Annotated in this window: 11 protein-coding genes; 1 reads left to right on the plus strand and 10 read right to left on the minus strand. The window is 71.3% G+C overall.

Annotated elements, in window-relative coordinates; genetic code table 11:
• The first annotated feature begins 20 nt into the window (after positions 1-20).
• Complete coding sequence (locus ABD385_RS16630; RefSeq protein ID WP_344576399.1) at positions 21-7,688, plus strand: amino acid adenylation domain-containing protein; 7,668 nt, start codon at positions 21-23, stop codon at positions 7,686-7,688.
• Positions 7,689-7,786: 98 nt separating this feature from the next.
• On the opposite strand, the gene ABD385_RS16635 is transcribed toward ABD385_RS16630, so the two are convergent.
• The 10 genes from ABD385_RS16635 to ABD385_RS16680 all read right to left on the minus strand — a co-directional run bounded on the left by ABD385_RS16635 (position 7,787) and on the right by ABD385_RS16680 (position 20,353).
• On the minus strand, positions 7,787-10,795 hold the full coding sequence (locus ABD385_RS16635; RefSeq protein WP_344576400.1) for an AfsR/SARP family transcriptional regulator: 3,009 nt from the start codon (positions 10,793-10,795) through the stop codon (positions 7,787-7,789).
• A 205-nt stretch (positions 10,796-11,000) separates the two neighbouring features.
• Positions 11,001-11,564 carry a flavoprotein gene (locus ABD385_RS16640; RefSeq protein ID WP_344576401.1) on the minus strand — a complete coding sequence of 188 codons (564 nt, stop codon included), beginning with the start codon at positions 11,562-11,564 and terminating at the stop codon, positions 11,001-11,003.
• Between the two features lie 91 nt (positions 11,565-11,655).
• Positions 11,656-12,429, minus strand: coding sequence for an alpha/beta hydrolase family protein (locus ABD385_RS16645; protein WP_344576403.1), 774 nt, complete (start codon positions 12,427-12,429; stop codon positions 11,656-11,658).
• Between the two features lie 132 nt (positions 12,430-12,561).
• Positions 12,562-14,106, minus strand: a complete 1,545-nt coding sequence (locus ABD385_RS16650) for an FMN-binding glutamate synthase family protein (RefSeq protein ID WP_344576405.1) — start codon at positions 14,104-14,106, stop codon at positions 12,562-12,564.
• A gap of 315 nt (positions 14,107-14,421) precedes the next feature.
• The gene (locus ABD385_RS16655) at positions 14,422-15,576 is read right to left on the minus strand and encodes an ABC transporter substrate-binding protein (RefSeq protein ID WP_344576409.1); all 1,155 of its coding nucleotides are present in this window, start codon (positions 15,574-15,576) and stop codon (positions 14,422-14,424) included.
• A 246-nt stretch (positions 15,577-15,822) separates the two neighbouring features.
• Positions 15,823-16,452, minus strand: coding sequence for an AAA family ATPase (locus ABD385_RS16660; RefSeq protein ID WP_344576410.1), 630 nt, complete (start codon positions 16,450-16,452; stop codon positions 15,823-15,825).
• A gap of 466 nt (positions 16,453-16,918) precedes the next feature.
• Positions 16,919-17,344: a protein-tyrosine phosphatase family protein gene (locus ABD385_RS16665; protein ID WP_344576412.1), complete on the minus strand. Its 426-nt coding sequence runs from the start codon at positions 17,342-17,344 to the stop codon at positions 16,919-16,921.
• 167 nt (positions 17,345-17,511) lie between these two features.
• Positions 17,512-18,741 (minus strand): cytochrome P450 family protein, encoded by a 1,230-nt coding sequence (locus ABD385_RS16670; RefSeq protein WP_344576414.1) that lies wholly within the window; start codon positions 18,739-18,741, stop codon positions 17,512-17,514.
• Between the two features lie 35 nt (positions 18,742-18,776).
• Positions 18,777-19,505: a transmembrane-type terpene cyclase gene (locus ABD385_RS16675; RefSeq protein WP_344576416.1), complete on the minus strand. Its 729-nt coding sequence runs from the start codon at positions 19,503-19,505 to the stop codon at positions 18,777-18,779.
• On the minus strand, positions 19,502-20,353 hold the full coding sequence (locus ABD385_RS16680; protein WP_344576419.1) for a hypothetical protein: 852 nt from the start codon (positions 20,351-20,353) through the stop codon (positions 19,502-19,504). Before ABD385_RS16680 ends, ABD385_RS16675 begins: the two co-directional genes overlap by 4 nt.
• Positions 20,354-20,537 lie beyond the last annotated feature (184 nt).

Below are 20,537 nucleotides of genomic sequence, written 5' to 3' on the forward strand. Positions count from 1 at the left end.
CGGATCTTCAAGGGAGCGTCATGAGCCAGTCGCAGAGTCCGCGGTCGGTGCAGGAGGAGTTGCTGTGCGGCCTGTTCGCGCAGACGCTCGGGGTGCCGAGCGTGGCGCCGGACGACAACTTCTTCGCCCTGGGCGGCCATTCCCTCAAGGCCGCTCAGCTCCTCAGCCGGATCCGCTCCGTGCTCGGCGTGCAACTGGGGATCCGGGAACTGTTCGGCGCGCCCACCGTGGCGCGCCTGACCGAGCGGCTGTCGGCCCGGACCGCGGACGGGGTGGCGGCGCGTCCGGCGGTGCTGCCCCGTCCGCGGCCGGAGGTGTTGCCGTTGTCGTCGGCGCAGCAGCGGTTGTGGTTCCTGGACCGTTTCGAGCAGAGTCCGACGTACAACGCGCCGTTCGCCTTCCGCATCGATGGTCCGGTGGACGTGGTGGCGTTGCGGTCGGCGGTCGGTGACGTGGTGGCGCGGCACGAGGCGTTGCGGACGGTGTATCCGGCGGTGGAGGGGGAGCCCTTCCAGCAGGTGCTGTCACCCGAGCAGGCGACGGTGGACTTCTCCGTCGTGCAGTGCCCCGCGCAGGAGATCACCCGGCGATTCCACGACGAGGCGTTCCGGGCGTTCGCCTTGTCGACGGAACTGCCGCTACGGGTGGCGCTGTTCTCCGCCGATGCCGATGCGCACGTGTTGTTGCTGACGTTGCATCACATCGCGAGTGACGGCTGGTCGGAGGTGCCGCTGTTGCGGGACCTGTCGGCGGCCTACGCGGCGCGGTTGTCGGGAGCGGCGCCGGAGTGGCGCGCGTTGCCGGTGCAGTACGCCGACTACACGTTGTGGCAGCGTGAGCTGTTGGCCGAAGTCGGCGCGGAACAGACGGAGTTCTGGGCGCGAACGCTCGCCGATCTGCCGCAGGAACTGGTCCTGCCCACCGACCGGCCGCGCCCGGAACACCCCACCCACGCGGGCGGCCTGCTCCACTTCGGCCTCCCCGCCGCACTCCACCACCGCCTGGAGTCCCTGGCCCGCGGTCAGGGAGTCACGATGTTCATGGCGTTGCAGGCGGCGTTGGCGGTGTTGTTGTCGCGGGTCGGTGCGGGGGGCGACGTTCCGTTGGGGACGGCGACGGCGGGGCGTTCGGACCAGGCTCTGGACGATCTGGTCGGGTTCTTCGTGAACACGTTGGTGTTGCGTACGGACACCTCGGGCAATCCGTCGTTCGCGGAGTTGTTGCAGCGGGTGCGGGAGGCGGATCTGGCGGCGTTCGGGCATGAGGACCTGCCGTTCGAGCGGATCGTGGAGGAACTCAACCCCGACCGGTCCGGCGGCCGACACCCGCTGTTCCAGACCATGTTCGTCCTCCAGAACAACGCACGGGCCAGCCTCGACCTCCCCGACACCCGCATCACCCCGCAACCCCTCGACGTCGCTCCCTCCAAGTTCGACCTCGGTTGGAGCTTCACGGAGCAGCGGGACGCCGACGGCAACCCGGCCGGCATCTCGGGCGTGCTCCAGTACGCCACCGATCTCTTCGACGCGGCCACGGCCGAGTTGCTGCACCGTCTGTTCGTGCGGGTGGTGGATGCGGTGACGGGGGATCCGGAGGCGGGGGTGGAGACGGTTGGCGTCTTTGAGTCCGATCAGCAGGAGCGGACGTTGTTGCGGCGTAGTGGGGAGCGTCGTGCTGAGTTGCTTCGTGGTGTGGAGCGTCGTGAGGCGGCGTCGGTGGTGTCTGGCGCTGAGGGTGGTGTGGTGCGGGGGCCGCGTTCGGTGCGGGAGGAGTTGTTGTGTGGCTTGTTTGCGCAGGTGTTGGGTGTGGCGAGGGTGTTGCCTGAGGATAATTTCTTTGCGTTGGGTGGGCATTCGCTGAAGGCGACGCGGTTGATCGGTCGGATTCGGTCGGTGTTGGGTGTGGAGTTGGGGGTGCGGGCGTTGTTCGCCGCGCCTACGGTGGCCGGTTTGGTGGAGCGGTTGTCGCAGGAGGGGGTGGTGGCGCGTCCGGCGCTTGCGGTGCGTCGGCGGCCGGAGGTGTTGCCGTTGTCGTCGGCGCAGCAGCGGTTGTGGTTCCTGGATCGTTTCGAGCAGAGTCCGACGTACAACGCGCCGTTCGCCTTCCGTATCGAGGGCCCGGTGGACGTGGACGCACTGCAAGGGGCGATCGAGGACGTCGTGGCCCGCCACGAGACCCTGCGCACGCTCTTCCCCGACGTCGACGGGGAGCCCTTCCAACGCGTCCTGCCGCCCGAGCAGGCAGCCGCCAAAGTCGAGGTGGTGCAGTGCGCCAGCGATGACCTGCCCGCCCTCCTCCACGAAGCCGCCTTCACCCCCTTCGCGTTGGCGTCGGAGCTGCCGCTGCGGGTCGCGCTGTTCTCCTCCGAAATCGACGCGCACGTGCTGCTACTGACGTTGCATCACATCGCGAGTGACGGGTGGTCCGAGGCGCCTTTGTTGCGGGATCTGTCGGCGGCCTATCAGGCGCGGTTGTCCGGTGAGGGTCCGCAGTGGGCGGCGTTGCCGGTGCAGTACGCCGATTACACGTTGTGGCAGCGTGAGTTGTTGGCCGAAGTCGGTGCGGAGCAGACGGAGTTCTGGGCGCGGACGCTCGCCGACCTGCCGCAGGAGTTGGCCCTGCCTGCCGACCGGCCGCGTCCGGCGCAGCCGACGTACGAAGGCGGCCTGGCCCGGTTCGAACTGCCGGCCGCGTTGCACGACCGCCTGGCCGCGCTCGCCCGTCAACACGGTGCGACGGTCTTCATGGCGTTGCAGGCGGCGTTGGCGGTGTTGTTGTCGCGGGTCGGTGCGGGGGGCGACGTTCCGTTGGGGACGGCGACGGCGGGGCGTTCGGACCAGGCTCTGGACGATCTGGTCGGGTTCTTCGTGAACACGTTGGTGTTGCGTACGGACACCTCGGGCAATCCGTCGTTCGCGGAGTTGTTGCAGCGGGTGCGGGAGGCGGATCTGGCGGCGTTCGGGCATGAGGACCTGCCGTTCGAGCGGATCGTGGAGGAACTCAACCCCGACCGGACGGGCGGCCGACACCCGCTGTTCCAGACCATGTTGGTGCTCCAGAACAACGCACGGGCCAGCCTCGACCTCCCCGACACCCGCATCACCCCGCAACCCCTCGACGTCGCTCCCTCCAAGTTCGACCTCGGTTGGAGCTTCACGGAGCAGCGGGACGCCGACGGCAACCCGGCCGGCATCTCGGGCGTGCTCCAGTACGCCACCGATCTCTTCGACGCGGCCACGGCCGAGTTGCTGCACCGTCTGTTCGTGCGGGTGGTGGATGCGGTGACGGGGGATCCGGAGGCGGGGGTGGAGACGGTTGGCGTCTTTGAGTCCGATCAGCAGGAGCGGACGTTGTTGCGGCGTAGTGGGGAGCGTCGTGCTGAGTTGCTTCGTGGTGTGGAGCGTCGTGAGGCGGCGTCGGTGGTGTCTGGCGCTGAGGGTGGTGTGGTGCGGGGGCCGCGTTCGGTGCGGGAGGAGTTGTTGTGTGGCTTGTTTGCGCAGGTGTTGGGTGTGGCGAGGGTGTTGCCTGAGGATAATTTCTTTGCGTTGGGTGGGCATTCGCTGAAGGCGACGCGGTTGATCGGTCGGATTCGGTCGGTGTTGGGTGTGGAGTTGGGGGTGCGGGCGTTGTTCGCCGCGCCTACGGTGGCCGGTTTGGTGGAGCGGTTGTCGCAGGAGGGGGTGGTGGCGCGTCCGGCGCTTGCGGTGCGTCGGCGGCCGGAGGTGTTGCCGTTGTCGTCGGCGCAGCAGCGGTTGTGGTTCCTGGATCGTTTCGAGCAGAGTCCGACGTACAACGCGCCGTTCGCGTTCGGCATCGACGGTCCGGTGGACGTGGTGGCGTTGCGGTCGGCGGTCGGTGACGTGGTGGCGCGGCACGAGGCGTTGCGGACGGTGTATCCGGCGGTGGAGGGGGAGCCCTTCCAGCAGGTGCTGTCGCCCGAGCAGGCGACGGTGGACCTCTCCGTCGTACCGTGCGACCACGACGACCTGTCCACCCTGATCGAACAGGCCGCCTTCGCGCCCTTCGCGTTGGCGTCGCAGGTGCCGCTGCGGGTCACGCTGTTCTCGTACGGCGCCGACGCGCACGTCCTGCTGTTGACGTTGCATCACATCGCGAGTGACGGGTGGTCCGAGACGCCTTTGCTGCGGGACCTGTCGGCGGCCTACCAGGCGCGGTTGTCCGGTGAGGCTCCGCAGTGGGCGGCGTTGCCGGTGCAGTACGCCGATTACACGTTGTGGCAGCGGGAGTTGTTGGCCGAAGTCGGCGCGGAGCAGACGGAGTTCTGGGCGCGGACGCTCGCCGACCTGCCGCAGGAGTTGGCCCTGCCTGCCGACCGGCCGCGTCCGGCGCAGCCGACGTACGAAGGCGGCCTGGTCCGGTTCGAGCTGCCGGCCGCGTTGCACGAGCGCCTGGCCGCGCTCGCCCGTGAGCACGGGGCGACCGTCTTCATGGCGTTGCAGGCAGCGGTGGCCGCCCTGCTGACCCGACTGGGCGCCGGCACGGACATCCCCCTCGGCACGCCCACCGCCGGCCGTACCGACCAGGCCCTCGACGACCTCGTCGGGTTCTTCGTGAACACGTTGGTGTTGCGCACCGACACCGCCGGCAATCCGTCCTTCGCCGAGCTGCTGCAACGGGTGCGGGAGACCGACCTCGCCGCGCTGGCCCACCAGGACCTGCCGTTCGAGCGGATCGTGGAGCAGCTCAACCCCGACCGGACGGGCGGCCGGCACCCGCTGTTCCAGACCATGTTGGTGCTCCAGAACAACACCGAGGCGACCTTCCGCCTCGCCGACACCACCCTCACCCCCCGGACCTTCGACACCGTCCCGGCCAAGTTCGACCTCGACTTCACCTTCGTCGAGCGCACGACGGCGGACGGCGGCCCCGGCGGGATCGACGGACTGCTGCACTACGCGGCCGACCTGTTCGACCACCGCACCGTCGAGTCCCTGGCCCAGCGGCTGCTGCGGCTCCTCGACACGGTCACCGAGGAGCCCGACACCCGCCTCGACGCCGTGGACCTGCTGAGCCCCGGCGAGACCGCCCGGATCCTGACGCAGTGGAACGACACCGACCGGGCGCTGCCCGACGACCGGCTGCTGCACGAGGTCTTCGAGGAGCACGCCCGACGCACGCCCGACGCCACCGCCCTGGTCGACGCGCACGGCCCGCTGACCTTCCGGGAACTCAACACCCGCGCCAACCAGCTCGCTTGGCTGCTGCTGGCCCAGGGCGTGGTGGCCGACCAACACGTGGCCACCCTGCTGCCGCGCACCGCCGAGCACCTGGTCGCCCTGCTGGCCGTGCTGAAGGCAGGCGCCTGCTACGTCCCGCTGGACCCGGAGTACCCGGTGGAACGGCTCGGCCTCATGCTGGCGGACGCGGCCCCCGTACTCCTGCTGACCGACGGGGAGGGCGACCTGCGGATCCGACCGCACTGCGCGACGACGCTGCCGGTCCTGCCGCTCGACGACCCGACCGTGCGCTCCACCCGGGCCGGCTACCCGTCGGCCGACCCCACCCGCGCCGACCGCCCCGTACGGCTACGTCCTGACCACCTCGCCTACGTGATCTACACCTCCGGTTCCACCGGCCGGCCCAAGGGCGTCGCGGTGGAGCACCGGGGCCTGATCAACCTCTTCCACGGCCACCTCGGCGAGGTGCACGGCGCGCAGGCCACGGACGCCGGGCGCCTGCGGGCCGCGCTGACCGGGCCGCTGACCTTCGACTCGTCCTGGTGCCCGGTGCTGTGGCTGATGGGCGGCCACGAGCTGCACCTGGTCGACGACGAGACCCGCCGCGACCCGCAGGCCCTGGCCGACTACGTCGCCCACGAAGCCATCGACTACCTGGAGGTCTCGCCCACCTTCTGCCGCCAACTCATGGCGGCGGGACTGCTGTCGGACGACCGCCCCTACCGACCGCGCCTCATCGAACTCGGCGGTGAGGGGTGCGACCAGGCCCTGTGGAGCGATCTGCGGGCGGTGACCGGGACCGTGACCGTCAACGGCTACGGCCCCACCGAGGCCACGGTGTACGTCACCCACGCCCGGGCCGCCGACCACGAACGGCCCACGATCGGGCGTCCGATGGGCAACAACCGCGCCTACGTCCTGGACGCGGGCCTGCGCCCCGTACCGCCCGGCGTGACCGGTGAGCTGTACCTGGCGGGGGCGGGGGTGGCCCGCGGGTACGTCGGCCGGCCGGCGCAGACCGCGCAGCGGTTCGTGGCCTGCCCGTTCGGCGGGCCCGGCGAGCGGATGTACCGCACCGGCGACCTCGCCCGGTGGACCCCCGACGGCGCCCTGGAGTACGTGGGGCGCGCCGACGAACAGGTCAAGATCCGGGGGTTCCGGATCGAGCCGGGTGAGGTGGAGACGGCGCTGGCCGGCCACGCGGCGGTCCACCAGGTCGCGGTGGTCGTCCGGGAGGACGAACCCGGCGACCGCCGGCTGGTCGCCTACGTGGTGCCCCGACGCGACGGCGCCGGGAACGGTCCGGCGCCGCAGCCCCCGGACCCGGGCGCGCTGCGACGCTTCGCCGCGGCCACCCTGCCGCGCCACCTGGTCCCGTCCGCCTTCGTCCTCCTGGACGCCCTCCCGCTGACCTCGCGGGGAAAACTGGACCGGCGGGCACTGCCGGCGCCCGGCGGCGGCGCGGCGGAGCACCGGCGCGGCCCGCGCACGGTGCGCGAGGAGTTCCTGTGCGGACTGTTCGCACAGGTGCTGGGCGTGCCCGAGGTGGGCATCGACGACGACTTCTTCGCGCTGGGCGGCCACTCGATGCTTGCCACCCGGCTGATCGGGCGGATCCGCTCGGTGCTCGGGGCCGAAGTGGACATCAGGACCCTGTTCGACGCCCCCACTGTCGCCGAACTCGGCGCCCGCCTGGCCGGGGACCGGCGCGACGACTCCCTCGCCGTGCTCCTCCCCCTGCGCAGGGCGCGCCCCGCGTCGTCCCGCGCGGCCGCCGCCCCCGTCCCGCTGTTCTGCGTGCACCCGGCGGCCGGTATCAGTTGGGTGTACTCCGGACTGCTCCGCCACCTCCCGCCCGACCAGCCCGTGTACGGCCTCCAGGCCCACGGACTGACCGAACCGGCCGCCACCCCGGCCGACATGGCGGAGATGGTGCGGGCCTACCTGAAGCAGATCCGGACGGTGCGGCCGGACGGCCCCTACGCCCTCCTCGGCTGGTCCTTCGGCGGCCTGGTCGCCCACGAGATGGCGGTCCAGCTCCAGGAAGCCGGCCAGGAAGTCGCCTCCTTGGTGCTGATGGACAGCTTCCCGCCGGGCCTTCCGCTCCCCGGGGAGGAGACGGTGGACGAGGTCGAACTGCGGCAGGCGCTCTTCGCGTCGCTGGGCCGGTCGCCCGACGCCGACGACCCCGCCGGGCCGCTCGCACTGCTCGGGGAGCGCGGCCTCTCGGCCATGCTGCGGGTCTTCGCGCACCACGGCGAACTCCAGGACGGTTTCGTGCCCGGCACGTTCACGGGTGACGTGCTGCTCTTCGAGGCCACCGAGGGCAAGTCCGCGGACGCGCCCCGGCCGGACGACTGGCGGCCCCACGTCACGGGGCGGATCGCGGCCACCCCCGTACGCGGCACCCACGGCGAACTGACCCGCCCGGAGCAGCTCGCCCAGATCGGGCCGGTACTGGCCGACTGGCTGGAGCGCGCGCCCCGGTGACGCCGGCACCGGCGTGCGGCGCGGGCCCGGCCCACCCGGTCTCCGCATCCGCCCGCTGACCCGCTCCCGCCCCGGCACCGAGCCGGGGCGGGAGCGGGTCACGGCACCGCGGTGCCGGTCGGCCCGTCCCGCTGCAACTCCCTGTACAGCCTCGCGGCCCGCACCAGGTGGCCGTCTCCCTCGGAGCACCGCCCCACGGCACGCAGCGCCTCGCCCAGCACCTGGTGGCTGCGGGCCAGCAGGTGCTGTTCGCAGGAGTCCCGGGCGCCGGCCAACGCCTCCCGCGCGTGCCGCACCGCTTCCCCGGCGTCCCCGACGAGCAACATCACCTCGGCCAACCGCAACTGACACTCCGTCACGTTCCGGAAGTGGTGGGTCGCCCGGGCCTGGGCCAGCACCCGCAGGTAGAGCCCGGCCGCCGCGGCGTGCCGACCCGCGTACAGCAGGCTGTCTGCCTCCGTCATCAGCACCCTGATCAGCCACTTCACGTCCTGGCGGCGGGTGAGGACCCCGGCCAGCTCCCGGCACTGCGCCCCGATGGCGGCCAGGTCCGTCCGCCGGTCGGGGTCCAGCACCTCGATCTGCAACAGGAGGGTGCGCCGCCGGGCGACCAGTGCCTGGTCCCCGGTGCTCCCGGCCAACTCCACCGACCGCTGCGCGTACCCGCGGGCCGCCTCGAAGTCACCGAACTGGAGCTCCAGTTGGGCCAGCATCGCGAGGGTGAACAGCACCGCGAGGAACGGCCGGTGCCCCGCGTCGGGCCGGGGCGCGTCGCCGAAGACCGCCACCACCTGCCGCAGGTACTCCCGGGCGCACTGGAGGGAACCGGCCTCCGGGTGCTTCTTGAGGATCGCCCCCGCCGCGTAGTAGGCGGTGCCGATCATGTCCGGGCCGCAGTGCGCCAACGCCGCCGGCAGCAGCGCGGCGGCCGCCCGCCCCAACGACCCCAGGGGCAGCACCTCCTCGAAGCAGGGCACGAGCGTCAACACGTCCACGGCCAGCGCCACCGCCTCGGGATCGTCGCCGGCCGCGACCTGTTCCACCACGGCGGCGAGCACGGGCAGCACCCGCCGGACCCAGTGCACCGCCTCCGGCCCGCCGGACATCAGGATCTCGGCGGTCCGCCGCGGACGGATCTCCGCGGTCAGCGGCCCGCTCAGCGGCTGGGTGGCCCGGACCGCCGCGACGACGCCGGCGCACAGGAAGTCGATCGCGCCGCGCAGCACCGCCCGGTGCTCGGACGCGGGCAGCTCGACCCGGGCCTTCTGCCGGGCGTACGCCCCCACCAGGTCGTGGAAGTGGTACCGACCCGGCGCCCCGGTCTCCAGCAGCGCGGCATCCACCAGCGTCTCCAGGACGTCCTCCGCCGCCCGCTGAGGCATCCGCAGGGCCGCCGCCGCGGCCCGCACGTCGAACTCGGTGCAGTGCGGCACCGACAGGGCCAGGAACGCCCCGGCGTGCCGGGCGGAGAGCTGCGCGAACGACATCTCGAACACCGCCTCCACCGTCACCTCGCCCACCCGCAGCTCCGCGAGCAACCGCGCCTGGTCCGAGACCCGCTCCACCAGCGCGGCGACGCTCCACCCGGGGCGGGCCGCCAGCCGCGCGCCGGCCGCCCGCAGCGCGAGCGGAAGGCGGCCGCAGGCCGTCACCAGCGCCGTCACCGCGTCCGGCTCCTCCTGGATGCGGTGGATCCCGGCGACCCTGCCGATCAGTTCGACGGCCTCGTCGGCCCCCAGCCCCCGCAGCGGTACGGTGACCGCGGCGGGCAGCGCGGTCAGGCTCCGCCCCGTGACCAGCACGGCGCACCGGGCCGCACCCGGCAGCAGCGGGTCCACCTGCGCCGCGGTGCCGGCGTTGTCCAGTACGACGAGGACCGCCCGCGGCGACAGCAGCGTGCGGAACAGCGCGGCCCGCTCGGCCAGGGACCCCGGAATCCGCTCGGCGGGCACCCCCAGCCCGGTCAGGAACCCCGCGAGGACCTCGGCCGGCTCGGCGGGCGCGCCGTCGGGCGCCCGCAGGTTCGCGTACAACTGGCCGTCCGGGTAGGTCCCGGCGACCGCGTGCGCCGCCCGCAGGGCCAGCGCGGTCTTCCCGGCCCCGCCCATCCCCGTCACGACGGCCACGGCATGTGCCTGGCCCGCGGTCAACGCGGAGACCAGCGCCGACATCTGCTCCCGTCGCCCGGTGAAATCACACGGAGCCGGCGGCAGTTGGGCCGGCAACAGGGCCGCGGGCGCGTCCGCCCCGGTGGCCGGCGAAGGCGCCCCGGCGTCCTCGTCGCCCTGCTCCGGAGGCAGCAGCAGCGCGTGGTCCCCGGCCAGGATCGCGGCGTGCAGGGTGCGCAGCGTGGGACCGGTGTCGATACCCAGGTCCTCGGCGAGCACGCGACGGGCCCGGTCGTAGGCCGCCAGCGCCTCGGCCGCGCGCCCCGACCGGTACAGCGCCAACATCAACGCACCGTGCAGCCGCTCCCGGTAGGGGTACGTCTTCAGGGCCCGCACGATGTCCGGCACGGCCTCCGCGTGCCGTCCGCACGCCAGCAACAGCTCCAGCCGGTACTCCAGGGCGGACGCCAACTGCTCGCCCAACGCACGGCGCCAGTCGAGCGCGAACGGCCCGGGCAGCCCCGCCAGCGCGGGCCCCTGCCACAGCGCCAACGCCTCCTCCACGCAGGCGGCCCCCGCGGCGGGGTCCCCGCCGTCGGCGTGCCGCCGCGCCGACGCGACGAGCTGGCCGAAGCCCAGCGCGTCCACCCGCTCCTCGGGGATCTGGAGCACGTACCCGTCGGCCATGGTCTCGATCACCGCCTGCCCGGGGCGGTCGCCCGGCGGCGCACCGTGGGCCTCGCGGTCCAGGTGCGTCCGCAGCCGGTGGATGTAGTTGACGATCACCCGGCGGGCGGAGGCGGGCGGGTCGTCGAAGTACAGCCCGTCGATCAGCTCGTCGACCGTCACCAGCGTGCCGGGATGCAGCGCCAGGGCCGCCAACACGGTCTGCGGCCCGGGCGCACCGGGACGGGTCACGTTCCCCCGGGACGAGACGTACCGGACGGGCCCGAGCAGTCGTATGCGGTCCGACCCCGGCAGCACGGAAGTCTGTGCCATAGCTCCCTGCATGTCTCCTGTAGGCCGGTTCTCGCGTACACGGCATCCTCCGAATGCCGGGACCTTACGTGTCCGCTGCACTTTTTGGCGAGATCCGGAGCCGCGGCTTCCCCCCTCTCCGCGCCGGAAAGGACCGCATGCACGGGGGCCGGGCGGTGCCCCGACGCCGCGTTCCGCTGCAGCGTGCACCCGAGCCCCCCGGGGCTCACCCCCCGCCGGCCAGCTCCGGCGTCAGCAGCTCCAGTGCCTCTTCCCAGCGGAACAGGTCCGCGCCGCCGCCTGCCGCGGGCTGGTGCGGCTCGTACGAGCTGATGAGGACGCCCATCTCCCGCAGCCGGGCCAGGCTCCGGCCGTAGGCGGGGTGGGCGGCCTGGGCGGAGTTCAGGTAGGGCAGGACGGCGGTGGGGATGCCGAAGCCGTACGCCTCGCACAGGATGCCCACGGCCAGGGTGTCGGAGATCCCGGCGGCCCATTTGTTGATCGTGTTGAACGTGGCCGGGGCGACCGCGATGGCGTCGGCGGGCGGCAGGGGCCGGGGCTGCCCGGGAAGGCGCCAGGCCGAACGGATCGGGAACCCGGTCTGGGCCTCCACGGCGGTCGCGTCGATGAAGCCGAGACCCTGCGGGGTGGCGACGACGCCGACGTCCCAGTGCGCTTCCTGGGCGGCCGTGATCAGCTTCCCGACGTCGCCGGCGATCCCCGCGGCGCACACGACGACGTAGAGGAAGGGCTTCTTCTCGCTCTGCGGGGCGGTGTGCCGATCGCTCACGCGGGGACTCCCAACTGGCGCCTGACGTGGCGCGGTTCCGGCAGGGCACGACGGCGGCCCTGCCCTCACCCCTACCCGAGCGGGCGGTGCGTCACCGGGGCGTCCTGCCTCCCGGCCGCGCGCCGTGGATGTACTGGTCGGCCCAGGCGCTGATGATGTGGGCGGCCCGCTGTGCCTGTCCGCGTGCGGTCAGGAGGTGGTCCGCCTCCTCCAGCGCCACGAAGCTCCGCGGGTGGCGTGCCTCGCGGAAGATCTCCCCGGCGTTGTCGATGTCGACGGTCTGGTCGGTCGGCGAATGCAGGACGAGCAGCGGGAGGTTCAACTCGCGGATCCGGTCGCGCAGGTGGGCGCGGCGGACGTCCTCGACGAAGGCGCGCTTGAGGACCAGGGTCCGCCCGCCGACGAACCACTCGTGCGAACCCTCGCTGAGCACGCGGTCCATGACCGCGTCGTACTGCCGCTCGACGTGGCTGGGCTCGACCGGCGCCCCGATCGTGGCGAGCGCGCGGACGCCCGTCGCCTCGCCGGCCGCGGCGATCGCGGCGGCGCCGCCCCAGGAGTGCCCCACCAGCAGGTCCGCCGGGGTTCCCCGCTCCGCCATCAGGGCTGCGGCCCGGACCGTGTCCTGGACCTTGACGGTGAAGGAGCCGTCGCCCCAGTCGCCGTCGGAGTCGCCGATGCCGAGGTTGTCGTAGCGCAGCATGCCGATCCCCTCGCGCGCCAGCTGCTTGCTGACGCGGGAGGCGGCCGGCGAGTCCTTGCCGAGCGTGAATCCGTGCACGAAGATTCCCCAGCCCCGGATCTCGCCCTCGGGCAGGTCGATCGCGCCGGCCAGCTCGGGGCCGACGACGCTCTGGAATCTCACTTTTTCGGGCATTTTGTGATCACCTAGGCAGGGGCTGTGCGGGGACAGGGGGGCGGGGGTGACACCGGCCGGTGCCGCGCACCTGCTCCGAGCGGGGGAGCAGTGGGCACGGCGCCGGCCGCTGCCGGCGCGTCAGACGAGCGGCTTCGGTGCGGCGGCCGGCTCGGTGGTCAGCAGGGCGGTGATCTCCTCGGCGAGGTGCGGGCCGAGCTCGCCCCAACCGTCCTTGTAGCCGTAGACACCGGCCAGGGTGCGGGCCTCGTAGTCGCCGTTCATGATCTCGACGTCGTTGGGGGTGATGAGCGCCGGGTGGGCGACGCCGACGGCCGCCGAGACCTTCAACAGTTCCTTGCGCAGGGTGCGCAGGTAGACGGCGGCCCGGGTGGCCTTCGAGGTCGGGTCGAGACCGCGGGCCAGCCGCGGGTTCTGGGTGGCGATGCCGGTGGGGCACTTGTCGGTGTGGCACTTCTGCGCCTGGATGCAGCCGATCGACAGCATCGCCTCGCGCGCCACGTTGATCATGTCGGCGCCCAGCGCGAAGGCGACCGCGGCGTTCTCGGGCAGGCCGAGCTTGCCGGAGGCGATGAACGTCAGGTCGTCGGTCAGCCCCAGCTCGGCGAAGGTGCCGTAGACCCGGGAGAAGCCCATCCGGAAGGGCAGCGACATCGAGTCGCTGAAGATCAGCGGCGCCGCTCCGGTGCCGCCCTCGCCGCCGTCCACGGTCACGAAGTCGACACCGCGGTCACCGCGCGCCATCAGCGTGGCCAGCTCCTGCCAGAACTCCATCTCGCCCACCGCGCTCTTGACCCCGACCGGCAGGCCGGTCTCGGTGGCGATCAGTTCGACGAAGTCGAGCATCGAGTCGACGTCGCTGAAGGCGGTGTGCCGCGACGGGGACGCGCAGTCCTTGCCGAGCGGAATGCCGCGGATGTCGGAGATCTCCTGGGTCACCTTCGCGGCCGGCAGCATCCCGCCCAGCCCGGGCTTGGCGCCCTGGGAGAGCTTGATCTCGATGGCCTTGACCGGGGCGCCGGCGACCACGTCCTTGAGCTTGTCGATGTTGAAGGTGCCGTCCTCGTTGCGGCAGCCGAAGTACGCCGTGCCGATCTGGAGGACGAGGTCGCCGCCGTTGCGGTGGTACGGGGAGAGGCCGCCCTCGCCCGTGTTGTGCATCGTGCCCGCCAGCGCCGCACCCTTGTTGAGCGCGGTGATCGCTGCGCCGGAGAGCGAGCCGAAGCTCATCGCCGAGATGTTCACCACACTCGCCGGCCGGAACGCCTTGGCGCGCCCGCGCGGCCCGCCCAGCACCTTCGCCGAGGGCAGCGGGGCCTGCGGGTCGTGCACGTCGGGCAGCGGGCCGGCGAACGTGCGCTGCTTGAGGTACGCGTGCCCCTGCATGTGCTCGACGTCGTTGTCGGTGCCGAAGCCGAAGTAGTTGTTCTCGCCCTTCGACGACGCGTAGATCCAGGTGCGCTGGTCCCGGCTGAACGGACGCTCCTCGTCGTTGGAGGTCACTATGTACTGCCGCAGCTCGGGCCCGATCGTCTCCAGCAGGTACCGGGCGTGCCCGACCACCGGGAAGTTCCGAAGCAGTGCGTGCTTCTTCTGGACCAGGTCACGAGCGGCCACCAGTGCCAGTGCTGTTGCGGTGGCCGTGGCGATGCTCCGGGCGCGCATGAACGTTCCTCTCCTCGATGCTCGACTCCATCGTCGTGCGGTGGACGTCGTCGTGTCGTACCGGGCGTTGGGCGGCGGACACGAGCCAGTGGGTGTCCAGGTCCGTCGGAGAACGCGAAATGATATTAGGGGCTCGCCAGGGCCGGCGGGGCCACTGGGGGTCGCCGAACAGGGAGGTCGTCCCGGTGGCGGGCGATCCGGAGGGGGCCTTCAGCCCCTGCGCGGGCCCCGGCCGCCGGGCGGGCCCGCCCGGCCGCGTGGGGCCGCCGTGGGGAGGACACGGCGGGCACCACGTCGGCCCTGGTGTGGGGCGCGTCACCCGGTGACGGCCTGGTCCCAGCTCTGCGAGATGACGAACTTGGCGCTGCTCTGCTGGGACTCGGTCGGGAAGCTCGGCGTGCCGCTGACCTTCGGCAGCTTCGCCGCCGCGGCCTGGTCCAGCGTGCCGGCCTTCTCCATGGCGGGCATCAGGGCCGGGCGGGCGTGTCCCTTGAGTCTGAGGTTCTGCCCCTCGGCGCTGTAGAGGTACTCCTGCCACAGGCGCGCGGCCGCGGGGTGCGGCGCCTCCTTGTTGATCGCCTGCGAGTAGTACTGGGAGAACAGTCCGTCGGAGGGGACCGTGACCGTCCAGTCCCGGCCCTTGGCCTTGAGCGCGTCGGTGTACCCGGCGTTGAGGTAGTCCCAGTCGATGCTGATCGGCGTCTCGCCCTTCGCGATCGTGGCCGGGGTGGATTCGACGGTGGTGTAGTTGCCCTTCTTCTTCAGCTGGGCGAAGAAGTCGATGCCGGGCTGGATGTCGTCGAACGAGCCGCCGTTCGCGAGCGCGGCCGCGTACACGGCGCCGAAGGCCGAACCCGCCTTGCTGGGGTTGCCGTTGAGCGCGATCTGCCCCTTGTATTCCGGTTTGAGCAGGTCCTTGAAGCTGGTCGGGCAGGTCTGCACGCGCTTGGTGTCGCAGCCGAACGAGATGTAGCCGCCGTAGTCGTTCGACCAACGGCCGATCGAGTCCTTCTGGTCGTCGGGGATCTTGGAGACACCGGTGGCCATGTACGGCGCGAGCAGCCCCTGCTGCGCGGCGCTCTGCGCGAAGGAACTGCCGAGGTCGAGGACGTCGGGCGCGTTCTCCTGGCCCTTGCGCGAGGTGACCGCGCTGATCTCGTCCTGACTGGTGCCGGTCGGGTTCTCGACCTCGACCTTGATGCCGTACTTCTTCTCGAAGCCGTCTATCAGGGCACCGTAGCTGGCCCAGTCGCGGGGCAGTGCGATGGCGTGCAGGGTGCCCTCCTTCTTGGCCTCCTTGGCCAGGGCGTCGACGCCGCCGAAGTCCCCGGCCGAGGTCGCGCTGGCCGCGCTCCTCCCGTCGGCAGTGGTCGACGCGTCGGAGGCCGCGCCACAGGCGCTGAGGGCGAGTGCGGCGGCGGTGGTGAGGATGCCGGTGAGGGCGGCGGTCCTCGGTAGGAGCACGGTCACGGTCTCTCCAGGGGGTACGCACAGCGGTTTGAGGGGTTTCCTGTGGGGCCACACAGGGGATGCACGTGGGGGGTGAGCACCTGTTCGACGTCATGACGGAACAAGCTGGCGCCTTAGTAGGCCCAACTATGGTGTCCGTCGGGTAAACAGTGGGGAAACTGGCAACTCTGTGTCCCTCCTGCAATCACCGTTCGCAGGGGGCGGCGCACTCCGCCGCGCGCACTGCGGCGTCGGCGCGGCCGTCGTTCACGACCGGACGGACCGGACCCGTCCGTCGCCGAACTCCACCACCGACACCCGCTCCCGCGAACCGCGGTCCAGCAGGACCACCGACCTGACCTCGCGCGCGGGACCACGGGGCGCGGCCGCCTCCCCGAGCCCGGAGAACGTGCCGAGCAGCCGGTCCAGCCCACGGCGATGCCGGGTGAACGCACTGCGCGGAGCCCATCTGCCACGGGCCGCCTGGCCCGCCAGGGCCTCGGCGACCCCCACGTCCAGGAGGACCAGGTGCAGTTCGCGTCCTTGTGCCCCCGCACTGCCGGCGAGCCAGCGGCGCATCCACGGTCGGCCTCCGCAGTCGTGCACCAGCAACGGCTCGCCGCCGCGCACCGCGGCCCGCAGCCAACGGAAGTACCGCCACCGCGCCCAGGGCCGGTACGCGGCGTAGGGCAGCCACGCCGGCATCACCGCTTCACAGGCGACGTGGACCACGCGCGGATCTATCACCGCGGCAGCCCTCGACCAGCGCCGCAGCAGCGTGCTCTTGCCGCTGCCCGGCAGGCCGGAGACCACCACCACGGCACCCGGGGGATAAGCCAACACGGCCGGTACGTCGCCCGCGTCCCGCAGGTCGACCAGCCCGCGCGGCCGCAACACCGACCCCTCCTGCACGTCAACGGGTGTCTGTGCCGCGCCCGTCCCGACCGAATCGCCCACTGCCTGCCCTCTGACCTGACTCACCGCCCCCACAGCCGCAGCGGTTGACCGGTCTGCACCACGCCTGCCCGAACTCGGTGCACGCGTTCTCGTTCGGGCCGCGGCTGACACTCCTGGATGCACTGTAGAGGTCGTCTCTCCGCGGCCAGGCAGTTGGGTGCAGACGGCTGGACCGCGGGGCCGGCGCCACCGTCCCCGTGGGATGCCTCAGCCGGCCGGGCCGGCGCTCCGGGACACGACGCAGCCCGCCGGAACGATTCCGGCGGGCTGCGTTGCGCGGCCGAGTCGACGGCTGTCGCGTGCGGTCCGGGCGCCGTGAGGGCTCCCGCTTTCCGCTTTTCCGTGCGGGGAGCAATGTCGGCCCGCGGTGATCACGAAAACGGGGATCTCGGGGAATTGCCTGGGGTCAGCCGAAGCGCGCGACGAAGCGGCGCTGCCATGGCGTTTCGACGGCGCGGTGGGAGTAGTGCTCGCGCACGTATGCCACGGCTTTGTCGTTGGGGATCCCGTCGAGTACGGCAAGGCATGCCAGGGCGGTGCCCGTGCGTCCGAAGCCGCCGCCGCAGGCGACTTCCACGCGTTGGTTTTCGGCCCGTTCCAGAAGATCGCGGAGCGATTCGGTGAATGCTGCCCGATCGGTGGGCAGCCAGAAGTCGGGCCAGCGCACCCAGTGGCTTTCCCAGTCGACCGTCGGGGGTTGACGGCCGCGCAAGTAGAGGGCGAAGTCGGGCTGCGGTCCGGAGGGCAGCGGCTTCCGTAGGCCGCGACCGCGGATGAGTCGTCCCGATGGCAGTTGTAAGACGCCTTCTGTGGGCTCCCATGTGGCATTCACGGCTCAAGCATATCCTTCGAGTTTGCTGTGACGGCGATGTTCTTCGCATTCAAACGCCGCTGTCTGAATTCGACAGAGGTTTTTGAACGTGCATACGAGTGGGCTCTGTTGGCCCGGTGTTCGGGGCTCTTCGGTGCGCGTCGAGTGCGACCGGGAGCCCCGGGAGGCTAGTGCAACTTCAGTGGGAGCGAGGTCAGTTGGCGCAGTCCCGGTACGGGGACCCAGGTGTGCTCGCGGGTCGCCAGGGCCAGGCGGGGAAAGCGGTCGAAGAGACTGCGCAGGGCGACCTCGCACTCCTGTCTGGCGAGTGCGGCCCCCAGGCAGTAGTGGGCGCCGAGGCCGAAGCCGACGTGGCCGTCACCGGGCTTGCCGGACCGGCGCGTCACGTCCAGGCATTCCGGCCGGCTGAATTCGCGGGGGTCGCGGTTGGCCGCCACCACGACGGGTTGGACGGCCTCGCCCGCCTTGACCGTCTGCCCTCCGACCTCGATGTCCTCAGTGGCGTAGCGCAGTTGGGTGATGAGGATCGAACCGCACGAACGGACCAGTTCGTCCACCGCCGTCGGCCACAGATCCGGGGTGCGGCGGAGCGCTTCGAGCTGGTCGGGGTGGCTGAGGAGGGCGAGAGCCCCGTTGCCGATGAGGTTCGCGGTGGTCTCGTGGCCGGCCGTTGCCAGTCCCAGGAGCATCGTCACCAGCTCCACGTCGGAGAGCCGGTCGCCGTCCTCGTCCTGCACCCTGAGAAGGTCCGAGATCAGGTCGTCGGCGGGTGCGGCGCGGCGCCGGTCGACCAGTGCGTGGGTGTACTCGATCAGTTCGTGGGCCGCGGCCCCTTTGGAGCCCGGTGCGATCGAGGTGAGTGCCGAGCCCGCGGTGCGCCACAGGCCGCGGTCCTCCTCCGGTATCCCGACGAGTTCGCAGATCACCGCGATCGGCAGGGGGTAGGCGAATTCCGAGATGAGTTCGACGGAGTCGCCGAAGGAGTCGAGGAGGGACGCGGTGATCGCCTCGACCCGGGGCCGCAGTGCGTTGACGCGGCGTGCGGTGAAGGCGCGGGTCGCCAGGCCGCGCAGGCGGGTGTGGCGGTCGCCGTCGACGTCGAGTACGGACTCGCTGAGGTAGGGGAGGAACTCCGCGGGGAGTTCCAGCATGTCGAGCATCCTGTTGCGGTTGTCCACGGCCTCGGTGCCCGGCGTCAGTTCCGGGTCGACGACGAAGCGGGGGTCCGCGAGCACGGCGCGCACGTCGTCGTAGCGCGTCGCGTACCAGGTCGGGGTGGAGTCCGCGCTCTGTCCGCGGACGAGGGGCGCCTCCTCCCTGAGGCGGTCGAAGCCCCCGTAGGGGTCGGCGATGAGCGCCGGGTCCATGATGTTCGGTCCTGAGGACGGGGTGGTCATCGGTGTGCTCCATTCTCACGATGGACACCCCGGCGTCAGAAGCGTCGCCACGGGGAGATGCCGGATTCCTTGAGACGGGCGTACAGCAGCGCGATGTAGAGCAGGTCGACGAGGAAGACGACCAGGTACAGCACGCTGATCAGTGGGGTCAGGGGATAGGAGGTGCTGGTGACGGTGCCGGTCACGAAGGACCACAGGCTGTCGGGCATCGGGTGGCTCTTGCTGGTGGTCACCGTCAGTGCGGTCGCGATGTAGGCGAAGAGCGTCCCCAGCCACTTGGACACGGCGACGTACAGGGACTGGCCGGCGACGCCCTCGCGGCGCGTCAGCATGGCGACGAAGAGGAACGACATCATGAAGTTGATGCCGAAGCCGGTGTACTCGCCGAGCGGGTCGTGGAACTCGTAGAAGGCCAGGTACACGAGGGGGAAGGCGATGGCGACCGCGGCGCAGAAGAGCGCCTTGAAGTACTTGCGGGCGAAGGGCGTCGCCGTGCGCTCGCGCGAGCCGTACTTGAAGACCTGCCAGGCGATGACCAGGTCCATGAAGAAGCAGGGGATGCTGAGGGCGTGGATGTGGTCGCCCATGGGGTCCAGGAAGAACGAGTAGATCGCTTCCCAGGAGAGGTTGGCGCCGAGGGCGGCGAGCGGCATGCCGTACGTCTTGTCGCGGAATCCCCGGTGGATGATCGCGACGTAGGCGACCATCCAGAAGAACACGCACAGCACGCCGGTGAGGACGACGATGGGCGGGTCCTTGATCACGGGCGGTCCGCAGGTGCGGGAGCGGCCGGGAGGGCGTCGGGGACGACCGCGGTCAGGGGTCGGTAGCGCCGGGTGGCCAGGGCCCGGAGCTCGGCTTGTCGGGCGCGGGGGAACCGCGCGAGTTCGTCGAGGAACATCCGCTCGTAGCGGGCGATTTCGGTGCGGATCCGGTCCGGGGCGGCGGCGCCGTAGAGCTGGACGAACGCGGCGTAGGTGTTGAACTGGCCGCTGGCGACGTCCTGGTGGTACTGGGAGAGGTCGTTGCCGATGTCGGCGAGCACCTCGACGGGCCACAGCAGCTTCAGCAGGGCCGTGTCGCAGGGCCGGCCGAGGAGGGCGAAGGTCATGCCGTGCAGCAGGCGCACGTCCGACGGCCGCAGTTCCGCCAGGCGCAGCACGTCCGCGTGGTCGAGGGTGCGGCCGGAGGTGACCTTGTTCTCCAGCCGGACGTAGCGCTCGCCGTTCTCGATCTCCCGGGCGACCACCGCGTTGTGGGCGTGGAGGCGGCGCAGCAGGCGCTCGAACCGGGCCTTGTACGCGTGGAGTTTGGCGTAGTCGTCGTTCCTGGCGGCGTCGAGGTCGACGTCCCTGGCGCCCTCCGCGACGGAATCGACCCGGTACACCAGGTACTCGACCAGGAGGATCGGCGGTGCGCACCACAGGCGTTGGGGCACGGAAAGGCGGTTCGCCGGGAAGTACAGGTCGCCGGCGTAGTCCTTGACGATGCGTGCCGCCTTGCCGGGAACCTCCAACGCCCCCGTCAGGCGGCGGCGGAGAGTGCGGGCGGCGGTCTCGACGAGGGCGCGTTCCCTCGGTAATTCCTTCGCGCGTATCGCGTGTGTAGCCATCCAGGGTCCTTCGCTTAGCGGTGCGCTTTGTTGAATTCGGGTCCCGTGACGGTGAGTTGGATCAGGCGGTTAGCGTACATGGTTCAGAACGTCGAGCGCATGGCCATGTTCACCTGTAGTTAATCTGCCGTTTGGTCCGAGTTTGCCGGGATTGAAAACCGAAATTGATCATTCCAATTTCCTG

It is taken from the genome of Streptomyces lunalinharesii (assembly GCF_039532155.1).
Classification (GTDB): domain Bacteria; phylum Actinomycetota; class Actinomycetes; order Streptomycetales; family Streptomycetaceae; genus Streptomyces; species Streptomyces lunalinharesii.